The 17,271-nt window shown below is 64.5% G+C and carries 15 protein-coding genes and 1 tRNA gene; 6 read left to right on the plus strand and 10 right to left on the minus strand.

All coding sequences use genetic code 11. The annotated features are described in order from the left end of the window. Positions 1-212: 212 nt before the first annotated feature. From MHAR_RS11675 to MHAR_RS11685, 4 genes are all read right to left on the minus strand, one after another. Positions 213-3,860, minus strand: a complete 3,648-nt coding sequence (locus tag MHAR_RS11675) for a DUF7507 domain-containing protein (RefSeq protein ID WP_014587824.1) — start codon at positions 3,858-3,860, stop codon at positions 213-215. A gap of 118 nt (positions 3,861-3,978) precedes the next feature. Then, the gene (locus tag MHAR_RS11680; RefSeq protein WP_014587825.1) at positions 3,979-4,785 is read right to left on the minus strand and encodes a hypothetical protein; all 807 of its coding nucleotides are present in this window, start codon (positions 4,783-4,785) and stop codon (positions 3,979-3,981) included. A 25-nt stretch (positions 4,786-4,810) separates the two neighbouring features. Then, entirely contained in the window at positions 4,811-5,398 is a 588-nt protein-coding gene (locus MHAR_RS13505) for a hypothetical protein (RefSeq protein ID WP_143763417.1), read from the minus strand. Between the two features lie 93 nt (positions 5,399-5,491). Continuing rightward, positions 5,492-5,962 carry a hypothetical protein gene (locus MHAR_RS11685; RefSeq protein ID WP_048144681.1) on the minus strand — a complete coding sequence of 157 codons (471 nt, stop codon included), beginning with the start codon at positions 5,960-5,962 and terminating at the stop codon, positions 5,492-5,494. Positions 5,963-6,488: 526 nt separating this feature from the next. Between MHAR_RS11685 and MHAR_RS13810 the strand changes: the two genes are divergently transcribed. Continuing rightward, a complete protein-coding gene (locus MHAR_RS13810) occupies positions 6,489-6,797 on the plus strand; it encodes a hypothetical protein (protein WP_048144682.1) in 309 nt (102 codons plus the stop codon). On the opposite strand, the gene MHAR_RS11695 is transcribed toward MHAR_RS13810, so the two are convergent. Further along, positions 6,790-7,521 (minus strand): acylphosphatase, encoded by a 732-nt coding sequence (locus MHAR_RS11695; protein WP_048145104.1) that lies wholly within the window; start codon positions 7,519-7,521, stop codon positions 6,790-6,792. The two genes, MHAR_RS13810 and MHAR_RS11695, sit on opposite strands and share 8 nt — an antisense overlap. Before the next feature lie 253 nt (positions 7,522-7,774). After that, the gene (locus MHAR_RS12655; RefSeq protein ID WP_052301038.1) at positions 7,775-8,671 is read right to left on the minus strand and encodes a putative hemolysin; all 897 of its coding nucleotides are present in this window, start codon (positions 8,669-8,671) and stop codon (positions 7,775-7,777) included. Positions 8,672-8,827: 156 nt separating this feature from the next. Between MHAR_RS12655 and MHAR_RS13815 the strand changes: the two genes are divergently transcribed. After that, the gene (locus tag MHAR_RS13815; RefSeq protein WP_187287827.1) at positions 8,828-8,971 is read left to right on the plus strand and encodes a hypothetical protein; all 144 of its coding nucleotides are present in this window, start codon (positions 8,828-8,830) and stop codon (positions 8,969-8,971) included. Between the two features lie 90 nt (positions 8,972-9,061). Here the strand turns inward: MHAR_RS13815 and MHAR_RS12660 are convergent, their stop codons facing one another. Next, positions 9,062-10,744, minus strand: coding sequence for an MBL fold metallo-hydrolase (locus MHAR_RS12660; RefSeq protein ID WP_014587828.1), 1,683 nt, complete (start codon positions 10,742-10,744; stop codon positions 9,062-9,064). A 240-nt stretch (positions 10,745-10,984) separates the two neighbouring features. On the opposite strand from MHAR_RS12660, the gene MHAR_RS11710 reads away from it, so the two are divergent. The 4 genes from MHAR_RS11710 to MHAR_RS11725 all read left to right on the plus strand — a co-directional run bounded on the left by MHAR_RS11710 (position 10,985) and on the right by MHAR_RS11725 (position 14,985). Further along, positions 10,985-11,347 (plus strand): STAS domain-containing protein, encoded by a 363-nt coding sequence (locus MHAR_RS11710; RefSeq protein WP_014587829.1) that lies wholly within the window; start codon positions 10,985-10,987, stop codon positions 11,345-11,347. A 28-nt stretch (positions 11,348-11,375) separates the two neighbouring features. Continuing rightward, complete coding sequence (locus MHAR_RS11715; RefSeq protein ID WP_014587830.1) at positions 11,376-12,749, plus strand: PP2C family protein-serine/threonine phosphatase; 1,374 nt, start codon at positions 11,376-11,378, stop codon at positions 12,747-12,749. After that, complete coding sequence (locus MHAR_RS11720) at positions 12,746-13,162, plus strand: ATP-binding protein (protein ID WP_014587831.1); 417 nt, start codon at positions 12,746-12,748, stop codon at positions 13,160-13,162. Before MHAR_RS11715 ends, MHAR_RS11720 begins: the two co-directional genes overlap by 4 nt. A gap of 116 nt (positions 13,163-13,278) precedes the next feature. Further along, positions 13,279-14,985, plus strand: a complete 1,707-nt coding sequence (locus tag MHAR_RS11725; protein WP_014587832.1) for a uracil-xanthine permease family protein — start codon at positions 13,279-13,281, stop codon at positions 14,983-14,985. A 133-nt stretch (positions 14,986-15,118) separates the two neighbouring features. Here MHAR_RS11725 and MHAR_RS11730 read toward each other — a convergent pair whose 3' ends face one another. From MHAR_RS11730 to argF, 3 genes are all read right to left on the minus strand, one after another. After that, the gene (locus MHAR_RS11730; protein ID WP_014587833.1) at positions 15,119-15,964 is read right to left on the minus strand and encodes a hypothetical protein; all 846 of its coding nucleotides are present in this window, start codon (positions 15,962-15,964) and stop codon (positions 15,119-15,121) included. A gap of 246 nt (positions 15,965-16,210) precedes the next feature. Beyond that, positions 16,211-16,296, minus strand: a tRNA-Leu gene (locus MHAR_RS11735). A gap of 66 nt (positions 16,297-16,362) precedes the next feature. After that, positions 16,363-17,265, minus strand: a complete 903-nt coding sequence (gene argF / locus MHAR_RS11740) for an ornithine carbamoyltransferase (RefSeq protein WP_014587834.1) — start codon at positions 17,263-17,265, stop codon at positions 16,363-16,365. Positions 17,266-17,271 lie beyond the last annotated feature (6 nt).

Genomic DNA, 17,271 nt, shown 5'->3' on the forward strand with positions numbered 1-17,271 from the left:
TAAAAATCTTCCTGAGGGGTCGAAGGGGAGGAGAGGAAGAGGAAGAAGAGAGGAGGAGGAGAGGAAGAGAGGAGGAAGAGGAGAGGAAGAGAGGAGGAAGAGAGGAGGAAGAGAGGAGGAGAGGAAGAGAGGAGGAAGAGGAGAGGAAGAGAGGAGGAAGAGAGGAGGAGAGGAAGAGAGGAGGAGGAGGGAAGGGGGGGCGGAGGGGCCCCTCATACCTCCGGGAGGCCCTCCTCCCCGGCGAAGATCTCGCAGCCGAGGGGGTCGGGGACGTAGCCGATCCGCTGGAAGTCCCAGGCCGGGGGCTGCCAGATGCCGCAGCCTGCGGGGCCGCACTCCTCGGGGGAGCCGACCTGGACGACGGAGGCGACGTGTAACGGCTCGACCCCGGGGCCGTCGACGGAGCTCGCCTCCACCTCGACGACGTTGGTGTACCTCCCAAGGCCGGGGGCGAGGGCGGAGAACTCGATCGTCACCTTCTCCCCCGGGGCCATGGAGGGGAGGACCCAGACCACGACGCCGTCCTCCTGGCTCGCCACCGGCAGGGAGGAGGCGAGGAGGGCCATCCCCTGGGGGAGGTAGTCGGTGACCGTCGCCGCCCTCGTCGCAGCGGCGGTGTTCTCGACGACGACGGTGTAGAGGACGACCAGGGGGTTTTCGGGGTCGATCCTGGCGGTCTTGACGACGGTGATCTCGTCCTGGGGGCAGCAGGCGAGCCACCGCCTCTGGAGGGAGGTGTAGTTTCCGGCGCAGACCCAGTTGTCGCCGTACCCGCCGCAGACCTCGACCCGGTTGGTCATCTCCTCTCCGGCGAAGCGGGTGACGTCGAGGCGGAGGGAGATCTCGGCCACCCCGCCGATGGCGAGGTGGGTGAGGGTCCAGTTGGCGCTCCCGGCGGCGGAGGCCGTCGGCCGGAGGGAGGAGTCGATGAAGGTCGCCCCCGGCGGGAAGAGGTCCCGGACGAGGATGGGGGCGAGGGCCCGGCTCCCGTCGTTCTCGATCCGGATGGTGTAATCGGCGACCCTCCTCGTCTTCACCTCGCCGGGGAGGTGGGCCTCGCCGTAATCCCAGTCCAGCTCCTCGCTCTTGATCCCAACGAGGGACTTGGTGACGTTGAGGTGGGGGTGGTCGTACTTCGATGCCCCGGAGATCATCACCCGCCGCTCGACCCGGTAGTCGCCGGAGTAGATCTCGTCGATATCGATCTCGGGGCGGTGCCGGAAGGCTTTGGCGTCGCAGGAGGCGTCGGCGGTGCCGTTGGCGGTGCCGTCGGAGCAAGGGGCGCAAGGGCCGCAGGCGCCACCGGCGGCGCAGGGGGCGGCGGAGGCGTTGGCGCCGGGGTCCCGGGTCCGGTTGGAGTATAAGACCCGGTACCGGGCGGTCCCGCTGAAGGCGGCGGTCGTCTCCAGCTCGTTCAACCCCCTGGCTATCGAGTCCTTCTCCAGCTCCGCGATCTGGGAGTACTCCTCGCTGAGGAGGCTTATTCCGGGCTTCTTGGAGGCGATCCCCTCTTTCCAGAGGGAGGAGCCGGGGCCGAGGGGCTCGTAGGAGACGTAGATATTCTTTGCGATGTAGCTGGTGTAGGTCTCGATCAGCTCGTCCGCCTCGTAGGTCCCCGAGCCGTGCTCGAAGCTCCTCTGGGTCTCCCCGACCCTTTTATCTACGGCGACGATGCCGGTTCCGGAGGCGGCCCGCTCGGATTTGACGCCGGAGCCGTACTCGTCGACCCGTTCGACGACCCGGAAGCTTCCGGAGTAATCCTCCCTCGCCTCGTAGAGGGGGGTGGCCCGGAAGGAGGAGTTGTCGGGCATCCTGACGAAGCCGAAGGTGGCGGTCCCGTCGAACTCGGCCTCGAAGGAGATCGCCGACTCGTTCTTGTCGAGGAGGAGGCGCGACTCCCGGTCTATGGAGGAGGAGCGGCGGTAGGCCTCGGTGATCGAGGCTCCGGTCACCCGGTTTCTCCCGACGGCGGAGGAGGACCAGGGGGAGGAGTAGGTGACGGTCCTGCCCCGGTAGAGCCCCAGGGTCGTCTCGCCGGCGGCGGCGGAGAGGTCCTTCTCGAAGGAGATCGACCTGTTCTCCGTCCGGACGGCGACGACCTCCCCGGAGGCGTAGGTGCCGGAGCCGTGCTCTTTGGTCGAGAGGCTCGTCCCCGCCCCGCCCCGGATGGCGACGGAGGCGCAGCTGGTGAGCTTTCTCGTGTTCTTCTCGGCCCCGTGGGTGTAGGTGACGGAGGCGCAGTTCCGCAAGGGGAAGGGCTCGTAGGCGGTGGAGTACTCGTTTCGGAGGCTGACGAAGCCGGTGCCGGTGACCGCCTGGGCCGAGTCGAAGGCGAAGTCCTGCTCGTCGGGGACCCGGATGGTGATCTTGATCTCCTCCCTGTCCCCGGCCTTCAGCTCTTTAAACGCCCATACGAGGTGGGGGTGGTCGGAGACGGGCTTGGGCGAGACGGCGACGATCTCGACGGGGCGGCTGAAGACGTCCTCGACGACGAGGTCGGTGGGAGAGACGGGGCTATCGACGGCGCCGTTGGCGATGGTGATGGTGTAGTTGACGAGCTCCCCCCGCTCCGCCGACTTCTTGTCCGCCCTCTTGACTATGGAGAGGTGGTTCTCGAAGAAGGGGAGCTCCAGGGCGGCGGAGGCGGCGACCCCGGCGCCCCCTTCTGCCTGCCCGGAGGCGGTGGCGTTGGCGACGAGGGGGCCGGGGAAGTCGTCGGAGACGACGGCCCTCTCCGCGGTCCCCAGGGCGGCCTCGCCGGGGGCGAGGGCCGTCTTATCCAGGGGGATCGGCCCCAGGAAGGCGTCGACGACGGCTAAATCGGTGAGGTTGGCGAAGCCGGAGTTTCTGAGGCGGTAGACGTAGGTGACGAGATCGCCGACGGTGACCCCGGAGACGTCCGCCTCGATCGAGAGCTCGAGGGAGGCGTAGGGCTCCAGGGCGTATTCGAGGAGGTAGCTGCGCTCCTCCTCCACCGGCCCGGAGGCGGACGTCCAGGCGAGGGTCCCGCCGGCCGCGGCGGGGCCGGAGGAGCCGGACTCGTCGGAGGCGAAGGAGGCGGCCTCGTACCTCACCAACACAGGAGAGGCGGCGGTCCAGGCCAGGTCTACGCAATCGAAGGAGACGGTCGGCCCGGTGGAGACGACCGCGGACTTCCAGGCGGGGCCGGCGACGGTGACGAAGCCGGAGACGGACGCCCCGGCCGGGAGGAGGTCGGCGAGGAGGACGTCGTAGGCGGCCGAGGTCGAAGAGGAGGTGTGAAAGACCGCGACCTCGTAGACGAGGCCCTTGCCGTCGGCCGAGGGGCCGACGACCCGCTTATTCACGCCCAAGGCAGGCTCGACGACACAGACCCCCGGAATCGAGCCGGAGAAGCTGCTCTCCTCCCCGCCAAGGCCATCGTCGAAGGAGAGGCGGACGGGAAGGTCCGCTAAGACCGCGCCGTCGGCGTTCTCGGGGATGTCGGCGACGACGGCGACGAACTGGATGAGGATATCAGCATCGAGGGAATTGTTCACCTCGGGAAAGAAGATGGCGAGGGCGACGGCGCCGGAGCCGTCCGCGGGGCCGCTGGATGTGACCAGGGCGGAAGCGAGGTCGGCGGCGCCGGAGATGGATAGGCTCTCGGATTTGTAGACCAGGCCCTTCGGGATCTCGGCGGATAGGGAGACGTTCTTGACGACCGCGGGCGGCAGGTTGCAGGCTATGGAGTAGACTCCGCTCTCACCGCCGTCCCCGCCTCCATCGGCCGCCTCGTCGGCCGAGGCCGAAGCCGAGGCGAGCCCGAAAGCTAGGGCCGCCAGGATCAACAGCAGCGCCAGGGGCAGGGCCCCCGCTCGATCTTTTCTCCTCCTCCTCATGACTGGAACTCCTCCTCTCCCGTCCGGTTAAATCTCTCATTGCCCGAACCGTTAAATTTTATATTACGAAATAAATTTTATCCCGGCCGCCCGGTGGGGGGGCGGCCGGTCCTATCGCTCACACCTCTATCGTCGTCTCAGCAGTGTCCAAAACCGTACCGTCGTCGAGGGTCACCTCTGCCTCCACGGTGTAGGTGCCGGGCTCGAGCACGGCATCGGGGACGAGGGTCATCTTAACGAGGCGGGAGTTCGTCGGGAGGATCATACGCCTCGTCTCAGCTGGCGCCACGCTGGCGACGACCTCACCATCCTCGTCGAGGAGGTTTGCGCCAACAAAGGGCTTGTAGTGGACGTTTCCGGTGTTATCGAAGGTCACGTCGACGGAGACATTGCCGTCGGCCATCGAGGCGGAGAGGTCGGAGATCTCGCCGGTCATCTCGAGGTCAGAGTCTTTGATGGTCAGGAGTATGGGAACCTGTATCGCCGTAATGATCATGACGCTGGCTTTTTCGCTTTCCTTTGGCGCCGTCTTTATCGTGACGAGAGCGTACCTTCCTCCTTCGCCGACATCTTCGGGGACGGTACCTGTAAGATTGAGGGACCTCCGCTCGCCGGACTCCAGATCGAAACTTGTCGGCTCTACTGAGAGGAAGGGCCTGGCCGAAAAGAGTTCTGTGTCATCTTCAGGAAGAAGTTCGATGTTCGCTCCGTCCTCCGTCATTGCAAATCCAACGACCTCCGCCGTCATGTTAGGGAGGAGTTCGTCTTCTCCTGCGGACACTATCATCTCGTGTACGATCTCCTGGCCAGGGGATACCTCCTCGCTGAATATTGCCCCGTCGACGCTGAAGGCCGACGAGGGCGATACGATCGCGGAGAAGGCAAAAACGGCTAAGAACAAAATTTTTACTGTGCTGTAGTTCATAATATCTCCTCCATAATTTCATGGATCAAACAGAACTTAGGGCGATTTGAAGATTTATACGATATCGTCCTGCTACATCATCAGAATGTGCTTTCTGAGAGTACATAAGATCTATTATTTTATTGGTAAAGCTTCCGTCGTGCTGTACAATATTGACAGGATTAGAGAGATCGGTCGCATCAGTCAGAGTATTAAATATTTCCCCGCTTTCTCCGTTGTTTCCTATATCATCCACCAATACCTTAAATTTATTAGTTAAGGATGCCTCGGGGGTTACATATCCTCCTTCGGCATATTTTCTCATCTTGCTCTTATTGTTTCCTGTATTTACGTCTTCGACCGTCAGAATCCAGCTACCACTCGCAGTTATGTCTATCTCATCCATAGCCGTCACGTCTTGATCCACTATGAGGAACAACGACGCACCAGAAGGATAAACATTTATCGATAGACCGTTACCAGGAGCTAATGGGCCATCTCCCAGGGTCCCGTATCCGCTCCCAGCCATGCCGACGGGAACGCCGCTTTCCGAGGATTGAGCCGAGGATGGGACTACAAGAAGGACTACTAGGGCCGCTATTAAGAATGAGCTTTCCAGCGATCTTTGTATCATATATTATTCCTCTATTAAAAATGGATGGGAGGGCTCATTCTCCGATCCAATACGGTAGAGCCCTCCATATTCACTTCCTATTGGGCTACTGGTCTAGTCTAGGCTTCCCGCGTAGGTGAGGACGATCGCGTAATCGCCAGCAGCATCGCCTGGCTGAACAGTCTGATGATAGACTACAGCTTTCTCCTGGGCATCACAATCTACATTTGCGGTGCCAGTGAAAAGGGACTTTGCAGTTCCATCCAATTCCACTGCGTTCACGATGAACTCATCGGTCAGGGGAACTACTCCCTTTAGCATAAATCCACTGCCAGCGTCATCCACCGTCACTGTCCAGGCAGCACCCGCGATGACATCAAGGCTGCCACCAGCGATACCTGCTGGGTTGGGGGTTGGAAGTACCCCGAGATCCGTGTTCACTACCGTGCCAGCGTCAAGGCTAAAGGTGGTTGCATGTATAACACAGCCGTCTACCGTTATCGGGCCGACATCCGCCATCCCCGTCCCTGCCAGCAGGGCGACGAGGAGCGCAGCCATTCCAAAGCTCTTCAATATCTTGCTCATTTCCTTTTCCCTCCTTTACGGGAGTTTCCATCCCATCCTCTGCAACTAATAGCTATTAAACCTTCTGGAGAAGAGTTTTTATAATTTCAGAACTTATAAAGGTCCAGGCATGGAGATCTTCAAAAGGTAAGTTGCCGATATGTCGGGGCCAGGGGGAGGAGCTCCCCCGGAGAAGGGAGGAGGGTAATACAAAAGTTTTCAATTTGGAGATCGCCCCCCGGCGGGAGGCCCGCGGCCGGGGGGGCTCTTTGGGGGGAGATTCGCCACGCCCGGGTTTAGTATCGCGACGGCCCCTCCGGCCCTGGAGGGAGGAGCTCCTGCGGGGGGGCCGCCGGGCCGGAAGGACCCTTCCGGCGATCTGGGTATGTAATGGCCGGGTATATCAGCTTTCCGTCCCCGGGGGGGGAGGCCAACTTTAGAAAGACAATATTGCTACAGTATAAACAATGCGATAGTACCCTCCCCGGGGCCCGCCCTCATCTTCTCCCGGCGGCCGAAGAGGTGGGAGAGGCCGGGCCTTCCGGAAGTGACATCCGTCTCCCGGGGCGGCCGGGGCGGGCGAGGGCGGCATCGGGAGCGGAGCCGGAGACGGGGGGCGGATACTCTCCGGAAGGGCGGGGAAGAGGCGGGGCGAAGGAGAAGGAGCGAGGCAGCAGCGGCGGCGGCGGTGGTGGAGGCGGGGGAGGCGGGGGAGGGAGGGGAGGAGGAGGAGAAGGAGAGAAGGAGAGAAGGAGAGGGGCGAGGCGGGGGGGAGACGGGGGCAGAAGGAGCGGGAGGGAGGAGAGGGGGCCAGGGGGCGGGGAGGCGGCCCGGAGCCGCCCGGCCCCTCAGATGATCCCCTTCTCCTTCAGGGCCGTCTCGATCCGCTCAAGCCGCATATCGAAGCTCCCCTTCATGTCCGACCGCAGCCCCCGGACCTCCCCCGTCGTCTCGTCCTGCTTGTCGAGCATCTGGTCCTGCTTATCGAGCATCTGGTCCTGCTTATCGATCATCATGTCCTGCTTGTCGAGCATCTGGTCCTGCTTGTCGAGCATCTGGTCCTGCTTGTCGAGCATCTGGTCCTGCTTATCGATCATTATGTCCTGCTTATCGAGCATCCGGTCCATCTTGGAATCGATCCCCTTAATCGCCGCTATAGTCTCATCCTGCTTGTCGAGCATCTGGTCCTGCTTATCGAGCATCCGGTCCATCTTCTGCCCCAGATCGGAAAACCCGTGCCTGGTGACGTCTATCAGCTCCTTGAGGAGCTCGGCAGACCTGTCGAGCCTCGAGTCCGTCTCCCCCCTATCCACGAGCTTCGAGAAGTCGTCGAACTCGCCCGTGGCATCGTGCCGCTCCACCTCGACGGCCGCGACCTCGATGAGGGAGTTTTTGACCTTCAGGGCGGAGGCGAACCGGTCCAGAACCGCAGCATCTCCCTCGGCGACGACCTTCACCCTCCCGTCGGGGAGGTTTCCAACCCATCCGACGATCCCCATCTCCTGGGCCAGGGCTATGACCTTCGACCTGTAGCCGACCTTCTGGACCCTTCCTGAGACGAGGATGACAGACCGCTCCATAGGAGGAGGTCTGGGGCTTATTTTGATATAAGTCTTCTCGTCCCCGGCGGAGACTCCTCCGGGGCCGTATCGGGGAGGAAGGGAGAAAGAGGAGGAGGAGAAGAAGAGGAAGTGGTGGAAGCCGGGGGGGAGGGGCAGGGACGGAGGGGGAGGCGGCCCGGAGCCCCGATCCATCACCAGAATTTGAAAATTAGATGAGAGCCGCCCCTACCCTTTCCGGCAGGGGCGTTGGGGTGGCGGCCGGAAAGGGCCCTCAGCCCTCCGCCCCGCCTTCACTCCCGGAGCCCTCCAGGTAGGCCATCGCCTCGGCGAGCTCCGAGAGCCGCCCCTCATCCTCGGGGAGGGGCGCCCCCGAGAGGCCCCTCCCCTCGATCTCCAGGACCTCCTCCCTCAGATCCAGGATCAGGAGGAGGGCCTTTATCTCCTCCAGGCGGTCGTCGTCCCCCTCCTCGGCCGCCCCCAGGAGGGCCCTCCTCTCGATCCCCTTCACCTCCAGCTGGAGGGCGAGCCTCTCCGCCTCCAGGGACAGCCGCCTCCCCTCGAGATCCAGCCTCGCCCTCTCCGCCTCCAGGAGGACCATCTCCGCCTCCAGGAGCTCTAGCCTCTTCGCCGTCAGGGCTGCCGCCTCCTCCGGGGTCAGGGTCCCGGCCGCCTCCTTCGCCAGGAGGGGCTCCATCTCCCCAGCTATCCTCTCCAGATCGGAGGCAGCCTCCACCCCCGGGGTCGGGACCCCGTCCCCTTCGAGGCCAGCTCCGTCGCCTCCATCTCCGCCGTCCCCATCTCCGGCGCCATCGTCCCCGTCCCCCTCCCCAGAGGGGGGCACGGGCCCCACGGGCTCCTCCCCGGGGCCCGAGACGGGCGCGGGGGTGAAGGTACAAGTCCCCCGGAAGAAGGCCCACGCCTCACACTCGCTCGCGTCGGGGAAGACGCAGTAGCCGATCTGGTTTCCCGTCACCGGGTCGGTCCTGATCTCGTGCCGGTATCCCTTGTTTACACAAAAGGTGGCCGCAGGGTTGGTCACGGGCGTGACGGGGGGGGCCGAAGGAACCACGTTCCCGGTGATCGTCACCGATGCCGAGGAGGAGGAGACGAAGAGCCGTGGCTCCTCCCAGTAGGTCGCAGACCCGATCGAGGCCATGGCCAGGATCATGAGAGCCCACGCCGCCAAGAGAGATGATCTGTTCATCATTTCACCCGCCTGATGGATAGCTTCGGAGCTGAAGGGGCCAAAAATTAATCCCCGATATTTTCAGCTACCTCTTCACGATCTTTTTTCCTCATATTCCATTAGATGTTACAGAATTGCATGACTTTTAAGAATTGCGCTCCCCAGCCTCCGGAGAGGAGGGGCTCCAGCCCCCTGAGATCAAAGGAGAGGGCGAGGAAGAGGGGGAGGAGGACGGCCCAGAAATGGCAGAAGAAGATGATGAAGATGCCCATCAAGGGATGAAGGGAACGAAGAGAGATGGGGATGGAAGATGATCGGGTTAGAGGCCCGGCCGGAGGTTGGGGCTCGGGGCGGTGCGGCTCCGGGGGACGGCTAGGCCCCCTCCCCATCCCCGGAGAAGCGGATGGATATCGCCGGGGCGTCGCCCCCGGAAGCGGCGACGAGGTCGCCGCCGCAGAGGGAGATCGACCGCTCCAGATACCTCAACTCATCCCGGCGGAAGGGATCTCGGATCCCCCGACCCCGGCCGGCGATCCTCACCAAGACCCCCTCCCCCTCCTGGAAGGCGCCGATGGCGACCTCCTCCGCCATCCCCGCCGCGAGCCTCTCCAGGATGTCTATGACGAGGTCGGTCAGCCGCTCGCCATCGACGACCGCCGGGGGGAGGCCCCCCGAGCCGGCGAAGGCGACGGAGACCCTCTCGGGGAGGGGGACGTAGGAGATCCGCGCCTTCAGGGCCCGGAGCCACTCCTCCTCCGTCTCCGCCTCCAGGATCTGATCCCCGGGGCGGGGCCTCCGGATGAACCCCTCTATCGAACCCCGGAGGATCGAGGTCAGATCCTCCGCCCTCAGGCACTGAGGGGGCCGAAAGCCCCTGTAGGTCACCATATAGTCGTTCAGAAGCCGCCCGGCCCTCCTCAGGAGGTGGTCTTCGAAGAGGTCCGCGACCCCGCCCCCATCGAAGAGCCCCTCCAGCTTTCCTACGATCCGGCCCGCCTCGTGGACTACCTCGATCTCCAAGAGCCCGCCCCCCCGGCAGCTCGAGAGCCGATCGTGCCAGCGGGAGAAGAGGTCGTCGACGGCCCCGGAGTCCACCAGCGCCTCGATCTCCCTCGCCGCCTCCCCCTCCCCCAGGTCCTCCAGGACGGAGGAGACGAGGATCAGCCTTCCAGCGATGATGGTGAAGAGCCGCTCCAGCTCCCGGAGGGCGACGGCGGAGTACTCGGCCGCCTCCCTCGCCCACCCCCCGTCGATCAGGAGGGGATCCCCCAGGGAGAGGGTGTACTGGAGGAGGCGGCAGAGGGTCTTTTTCGCCGCCCCGGCTTCCATGGGCCTCCCGTGGCCAGGACAGCATTGGAGGACCTCCCCCCCCTCCAGAAGCCAGAGGGCCCTCCGGATCGACCCGATCTGGTCGGCCCGGGACCACCCCGGGATCCCCGCCACCCCGGGGTTGGAGGCGAAGAGGAGGTCTCCGAGGAAGAGGAGCTCCCCGGCCCGGAGGCAGACGCTGTCGGGGCTGTGGCCCGGGGTGTGGTACACCTCGAGGGCGTCGCCGCCCCCCAGCTCCACCCTCTGGCGGTGGAGGACGACCCCGTCCCCGATCCCGAAGGATGCGGTCTCGTACTCGAAGGCCGCGCCCCGCCCGAGTTCGATAAGCCTCCGGCCCGGGGCGGCGAGATCCGCCGAAGAGAGGAGCCTCACCTCGGGAGACCTGGGGGCCACCTCCCTCCCCAGGAGGCAGGAGAGGGTCATCGCCGGGTCCCCCCTCTCCAGGGAGACGGCCCCCGCCTCCTGGACCGCCACCGCCGCCCCGCCGAGCCCCTCCAAGAGATCCCCTCGGGAGAGCTCGAAGGAGTGGTCGACGTGGACGTGGGTCAGGTAGATTAGGACCGGCCTCGCCCTCTCTTCCCAGAGCTCCCCGATCACCTCCACCAGCCGGTCCATCTGACCGTCGTCGCCCCCCGGATCGATGAGGCAGATCTGGTCCCGGGCGGATAGGACGTAAGAGTTGGAGGAGACCATATCGACCGTCCTGATGTACGGGAAGACCTCCACCCCCCGGGTGCCGCCCGCCTTTTGAAGAACTTCTGACTCCGCTGAAGCTCCCTCCTCGCCCCCCGCCCCCGGACCTCGGGGAACGGACCCCGGGGCGGGGTCGCTCCGGGGTCCCGTATCGTCAGGGAGGCGGAGAGGTTTAGGCCGTCCTTATTTATAAATAGATTTGAGCCCAGAAGAGCTCTGTACCGGATCGCTCCGGGACCGGAGGGGGCAACACCCCCGTCCGAAGATGGTGGGATGAAGATGATGCTGTCCAATAGAAGTTCGGGGGACGTGGAGATCCTCTCCCCGGGGGGGAGGCTCGACGCTCGATCCTCGGAGGAGATTCGGGTGAGGATGGAGGGGCTGATCGACGGCGGCTGCCGGAAGATGGTGGCGAACTTATCCGGGGTGGATTACATCAGCAGCTCGGGGCTCCGGGTGATGCTGGCGTCCCTGAAGAGGCTGAGGAAGGAGGGCGGCGACCTCCTCCTCGCCGGCCTCCAGCCTTACGTCCGGGAGACCTTCGAGATCGCCGGGTTCACCCAGCTCTTCGAGATATACGACCGGGAAGAGGAGGCGGTGGAGGAGTTCGGGCGGCGGGGAAGGACCCCCCGCTAGCCCGGCCCCCGCCAGCCCCGAGGCGCGGATGGATCCGATCGTCAGCCCCCCCCTCCTCCTCCTCATCGAGAAGATCTGCGTCATCGTCGTCGCAGCCTACCTCATCACCAGGACGGAGAGCTTCACCGAGCTGATCGAGGGGAGGCTGACGAGGAAGAACCAGGCGGCTATGGCCCTGATCTTCGGCGCCTTCTCCATCTTCGGGACGGTCTCGGGGGTCGAGGTCGCCGGGGTGGTGGCGAACGTCCGGGACCTGGGGCCGGTGATGGGAGGGCTCGTCGGCGGCCCCGTCGTCGGCCTCGGGGCGGGGCTGATCGGCGGGGGGTACCGGCTCCTCCAGGGGGGGTTCACAGGCCCCGCCTGCTCCCTCGCCACCGTCCTGGTGGGGTCCCTGGCGGGGCTCGTCTACCTCGCAAACCGGCGGAGGTTCGTGGGGGTGGGGGGGGCGGTCGTCCTCACCGCCCTCTTCGAGGCCCTCCACATGCTCACCGTCCTCCTCCTCGCCGAGCCCCGGCCGGAGGCGGTGACCGTCGTCCGGGCGGCGGCCGCCCCCATGATCGTCTCCAACGCCGTCGGAGCCCTGATCTTCGCCCTGATGACGACCAACCTGATCCGCGAGCGGGAGACGGCAAAAGAGCGGGACGAGTACCTAATCGAGCTGGAGAGGAGGAGGCTGGAGCTGGAGATCGCCCGGAAGATCCAGGAGAGCTTCCTCCCGGAGACGGTCCCGGCCCTGAGGGGCTTTGAGGTGGCGGCGATCAGCCGCCCCGCCGAGGAGGTGGGGGGCGACTTCTACGACTTCGTCCCCACCCCGGGGGGGAGGATGGGGATCGCCATCGCCGACGTCTCGGGGAAGGGGGTCCCCGCCGCCCTCTTCATGGTCCTCTCCCGGGCGATGGTGAGGGCGAGCGCCTCCGGGGAGCCGACGGCGGGGGAGGTGGCGAGGAGGGCGAACGAGCTGATCTCCGCCGACGCCAACTCCGGGATGTTCGTCACCCTCTTCTTCGCCCTCCTCGACGAGGAGGCCCGGACCCTCAGGTACGTCAACGCCGGCCACAACCCCCCCCTCCTCCTGAGGGGCGGGACCGGCGAGGTCGCCCTCCTGAAGACCCGGGGGATCGCCATGGGGGTCCTGGAGGAGGCGGAGATGGAGGAGGGGGAGGTCGAGCTTTCGGAGGGGGACGTCGTCGTCCTCTACACCGACGGGGTGACGGAGGCGACGGACGCCGCCGGGGAGCAGTTCGGGGTCGAGAGGCTCCTTCTGCTGGCGAAGGAGCACAGGAGCCTCCCGGCGGCGGCCCTCGTCGAGGAGATCGCCGGGGCTGTCCTCGCCTTCAGCGAGGGAGAGCCCCAGTTCGACGACATCACCCTGGTGGTGCTGAAGGGGGGGAGGAGGGGGTGAGGGGGAGCTTCGAGATGGCGGCGGAGAGCAGGACCGAAAGCCTCGCCGGGATAAGGGAGTTCATCCTCTCCTCGACGGAGGGGTCGGCCCTCGACCGGCGGGAGAGGTTCCGCCTGATGATGGCCGTCGACGAGGCGGCGACGAACATCATCATGTACAGCGGCTCGGTGGGGATCAAGATCGAATGCCGGATCTATCGCGACCGGGCCGTCGTCCTCCTCCGGGACCGGGGGGTCGCCTTCAACCCCCTGGAGGCCCCGGCGCCGGAGGTGGACCGCCCCCTGGAGGAGCGGGAGGTGGGGGGGCTCGGGATCTTCTTCGTCCGGAACCTCACCGACGGGGCCGAGTACCGGCGGGAGGGGGATGAGAACCTCCTCACCCTGACGGTCCGCCACCGCGGGGGAGGGGCTTAGGCTACCCTGCCCCGGAGAGGGGCCCGATCCCAACGCGACCCAAGAAAGCCCCTCATCGGGATGGAGGACCGACAACGGTATAAGTCAATTATGCAGAAGAGTTCTCAAGACCATAAATGGCCAAGAGACCGCCGAACCTCACCTACGCCGTCGACGACGATCCGCCCCTCCCGGCGACCCTCCTCCTCGGACTCCAGCACGTCTTCCTCATCGCCATAAGCCTCATCTTCCCGGTGGTGATAGTGAGGTCCATCGGCGGGAGCCCCGAGGAGGCGGAGTTCATGGTCAGCATGTCGATGCTGGCGGCGGGGGTGGGGACGGTCCTCCACGCCCTCAACCGGCGGGGCGTCGGCTCGGGGTACCTCTGCCCCGCCCTCTGCGGACCATCCTTCTTATCCGCCTCCCTCCTGGCAGCGAACGTCGGAGGCCTCCACCTCCTCTTCGGGATGACGGCGGTGGCCGGCTCCTTCGAGGTCCTCTTATCGAGGTTCCTCCACCGGCTCCGGGTCCTATTTCCTCCGGAGGTGACCGGCCTCGTGGTGGCGATGGTGGGGATCAGCGTCATCCCCACGGCCCTCGCGAACTTCATGGGCAGGGGCGGCGCCGACGCCGCGACCGAGATCCCCGAGCTGGCGGTGGCCCTCCTCACCCTGGGGACGATGGTGGGGATCAGCGTCTGGTCCCGGGGGAGGCTGAGGCTCTACTCAGTCCTGGTGGGGATGGCCATGGGCTACCTCGCCTCCATCCACCTTGGGATCCTCACCGCCGACCACCTCGACCTCTTCGCCGAGGCGCCCCTCGCCGCCGTACCCCACCTCGACTACTTCGGCTGGTCCTTCGACGTCGCCCTCCTCCTCCCCTTCATGGTGGCGATAACCTGCTCCTCCCTCAAGACGATCGGGGACATCACCACCTGCCAGAAGATCAACGACGCCGACTGGAAGAGGACCGACATGAAGAACGTCAGCCAGGGGATCCTCGCCGACGGCCTCTCCGCCGTCTTCGGCGGCCTCGTCGGGACGATGGGCCAGTCCACCTCCTCCAGCAACATCGGCCTCTCGATCGGGACGGGGGCGACGAGCCGGAGGATCGCCTTCGCCATCGGCGGGATCCTCGTACTCCTGGCCTTCCTCCCCAAGCTCGCCATGGTCTTCGTGGTGATGCCGGAGCCGGTGATGGGGGCGACCCTGATATACTCCGTCAGCTTCATGATCGTCGCCGGGTTCCAGATAATAATGTCGAGGATGCTCGACGCCCGGAGGACGTTTTTGGTGGGGATACCCCTGATCATGGGCCTCTCCGTCGACGCCCTCCCCGGCCTCTACGACGGCGTCCCCCCCATCCTCGCCCCCGTCTTCAGCTCCTCCCTCTCCCTCGCCGCGGTCCTGGTCGTCCTCTTAAACCTCCTCTTCAGGATCGGGATCTCAAAGCGGGTCCGGCTCGTCCTCCGCCCCGGGGTCGACGACGCCGACTCGATCTTCAACTTCCTGGAGAGGCAGGGGTCGGCCTGGGGGGCGAGGAGGGAGGTGATATACCGGGCGATATCCGCCACCAACGAGCTCTTCGAGGCCGTCGGCTCCGCAGGGCTCGCCGAGGGGGATATCGACCTGGAGGTCTCCTTCGACGAGTTCAACCTGGACGTCGTCGCCAGGTACCGCGGCGAGCCCCCCGTCCTGCCGTCGAGGAGGCCCGACGTGGTGGACCTCCTGGGGGAGGGGCCCTCGGCCAGCCTTGCGGCGTTCATGGTGACCAGGTACGCAAACTCCGTCCGGGTCGACACCAGAGATGGGGCATGCCGGGTCCGGCTCCACTTCGACCACTGAGGCCGCATCCCAACTCGGCCAGGCGGTCTCCGGCACCCTAAAAACCGTCCCCGCCCATTATCCAGAAATTACGAATAAAAGAGGTAGATGGAGGGAGAGGTGGCCATCCAACCCCACCTTCCCCAGATCCAACTTAAATATCCAGATGGGTCGCCTCCCTCAGGGCCTCCAGGCCATGGGAATCGGCGGTTTCCGTGATCCCGGCCCCGGACTGAGGGGCATATAGCAGGAACGGTTCTTGTGGCTCGGACGAGGTGATTATTTCAATATTCATCGTCATCTCCTCGTCATCGGCCACGTCTTTGGAGGTTATGTTAAATGTCCCTTCCATCAGCCTCTCGGTGATCTCCACCTGGGGAACTCTGCAGTATCCGGAATGGCTGCTGAGGGTTGGCCTGGCGCAGAAGGTGATCTTAGTGCCGTTGATATAATACTCGTGCCCTCTGTCGCAGGTGCTGCATTCCCCTCTATAATAACTCGATCCATCAACGCTAAACCGGGCAGCTTCAATGGTGCAATTCGGAACGACCAGGTGGATCTCGCAGTTCCCGGTGAATGGATATTTCAAGCTGTGATAATTGCCATAATATACAATTCCATCCATGGCGTCCTTTCGCTCTTCAGCCGAGACGTTCGTCCCTGTGGCTGCGATAAAATCGATGGCATCGTACAGCTCAGTCCTCAGATCTTCCATCGCATCAAAGTCAAACTCCGCGGTCCTCGCCACCAAGATGCTGCCGTCCCCAGATACGTAAACCCAATCGCCGGTCGATTCGTTGAGCCTGTAAACAACCAGCGAGTCCTTCTCTGTAACCATCTCATACTTGATCTCTGCTCCTTGCGAGAGGAGATCCAAGCTCACGGGAAGACCCATATTGACAGCGGCTCCCGCATTAAACTCGGGCAGCTCGGCGGTCACGGCGGCGATGCCAAGGAGCATCATCCCCAGGACTATTATTGGAGGCCTAATGGCTTTCATCACTAACCCACCCCGGGCATGTACGGGAGAACCAGAGATCAACTTTGCGCTTAAGTAATATAGAATCAAGTAATAGTATCACCGCTGGGGGAGGCGGGATGAAGATCTGAACCCCGCCCGTGGCGATGTCTCACCTGGAGGCATGGCCACCCGGGCCCATTTTGGCCTCCCTGAGAGACGGCCCAGGATCGTGGCACCGAAGAGGGCGGCCAGAGGAAAAAAGATCCGGGATCATGCGAAGCAAATTGGTGCGGGGGATGGGATTCGAACCCACGAACCTCTGCAGGACAGGGTCCTAAGCCCTGCGCCTTTGACCGCTTGGCAACCCCCGCTCTTCAGAATATCATCTTGACGCCGAGATATCACCGGTCCGTCGTACTTTGAGGCCCTCGGAGACCTCAGACCAGAAGCCTCTCCAGCACCGCCTTCACCGAATGGAGCCGGTTCTCGCTCTGGTCCAGGATCGCGGACTGGGGGCCGTCCATCACCTCGTCGGTGATCTCGTGCCCCCGGTGAGCCGGAAGGCAGTGGAGGACGATGGCGTCCTCCTTCGCGTGCCGGAGGAGGTCGGAGTTGACCTGATACCTCCGGAAGGCCCCTAACCGCTTCGCCGCCTCGGCCTCGTCGCCCATGGAGACCCAGGTGTCGGTACTGACGACTTCGGCACCCCTGACCGCCTCGAGGGGGTCGGCGAGGACGGCGGTTCTTCCACCAAGACTCTCAGCCAGATCTAATATTTTGCGGTCTGGCTCGTACCCCGGCGGGGCGGCTACCGCCATCTCCATCCCCATCATCGCCGCTGCGAGGATCGTCGAGTTGCAGACGTTGTTTCCGTCCCCGACCCAGGCGACCTTCAGGCCGGCGAGGCGGCCGAACCGCTCCCTCACCGTCATCAGGTCCGCCAGGATCTGGCAGGGGTGCTCGAGGTCGGAGAGGGCGTTTATGACCGGCACCTCAGCGTAGCGGCCCAGCTCTTCGACGGTCTTGTGGTCGTAGACCCGGGCCGCGATGGCGTGGACGAAGCGAGAGAGGACCCGGGCGGTGTCGGCTATCGTCTCACCCCGGCCGAGCTGGAGGTCCTTGGTGGAGAGGTAGAGGGCGTGGCCCCCCAGGTCGGCCATCGCCACCTCCAGGGAGACCCTCGTCCTGGTGGAGGGCTTCTCGAAGATCGCCGCGAGGCTCTTTCCCGCCAGGATCGATCGGGCGGAGGGGTCGCACCTTCGCGCCTTCAGCTCGTCCGCCCGGTCCAGAATCGCCTCCACCTCCCCGGGAGAGAGGTCTCTGATTGAGATAAGGTTCATCTCGCC

This window comes from Methanothrix harundinacea 6Ac, from assembly GCF_000235565.1.
In the GTDB taxonomy this organism is placed as follows: domain Archaea; phylum Halobacteriota; class Methanosarcinia; order Methanotrichales; family Methanotrichaceae; genus Methanocrinis; species Methanocrinis harundinaceus.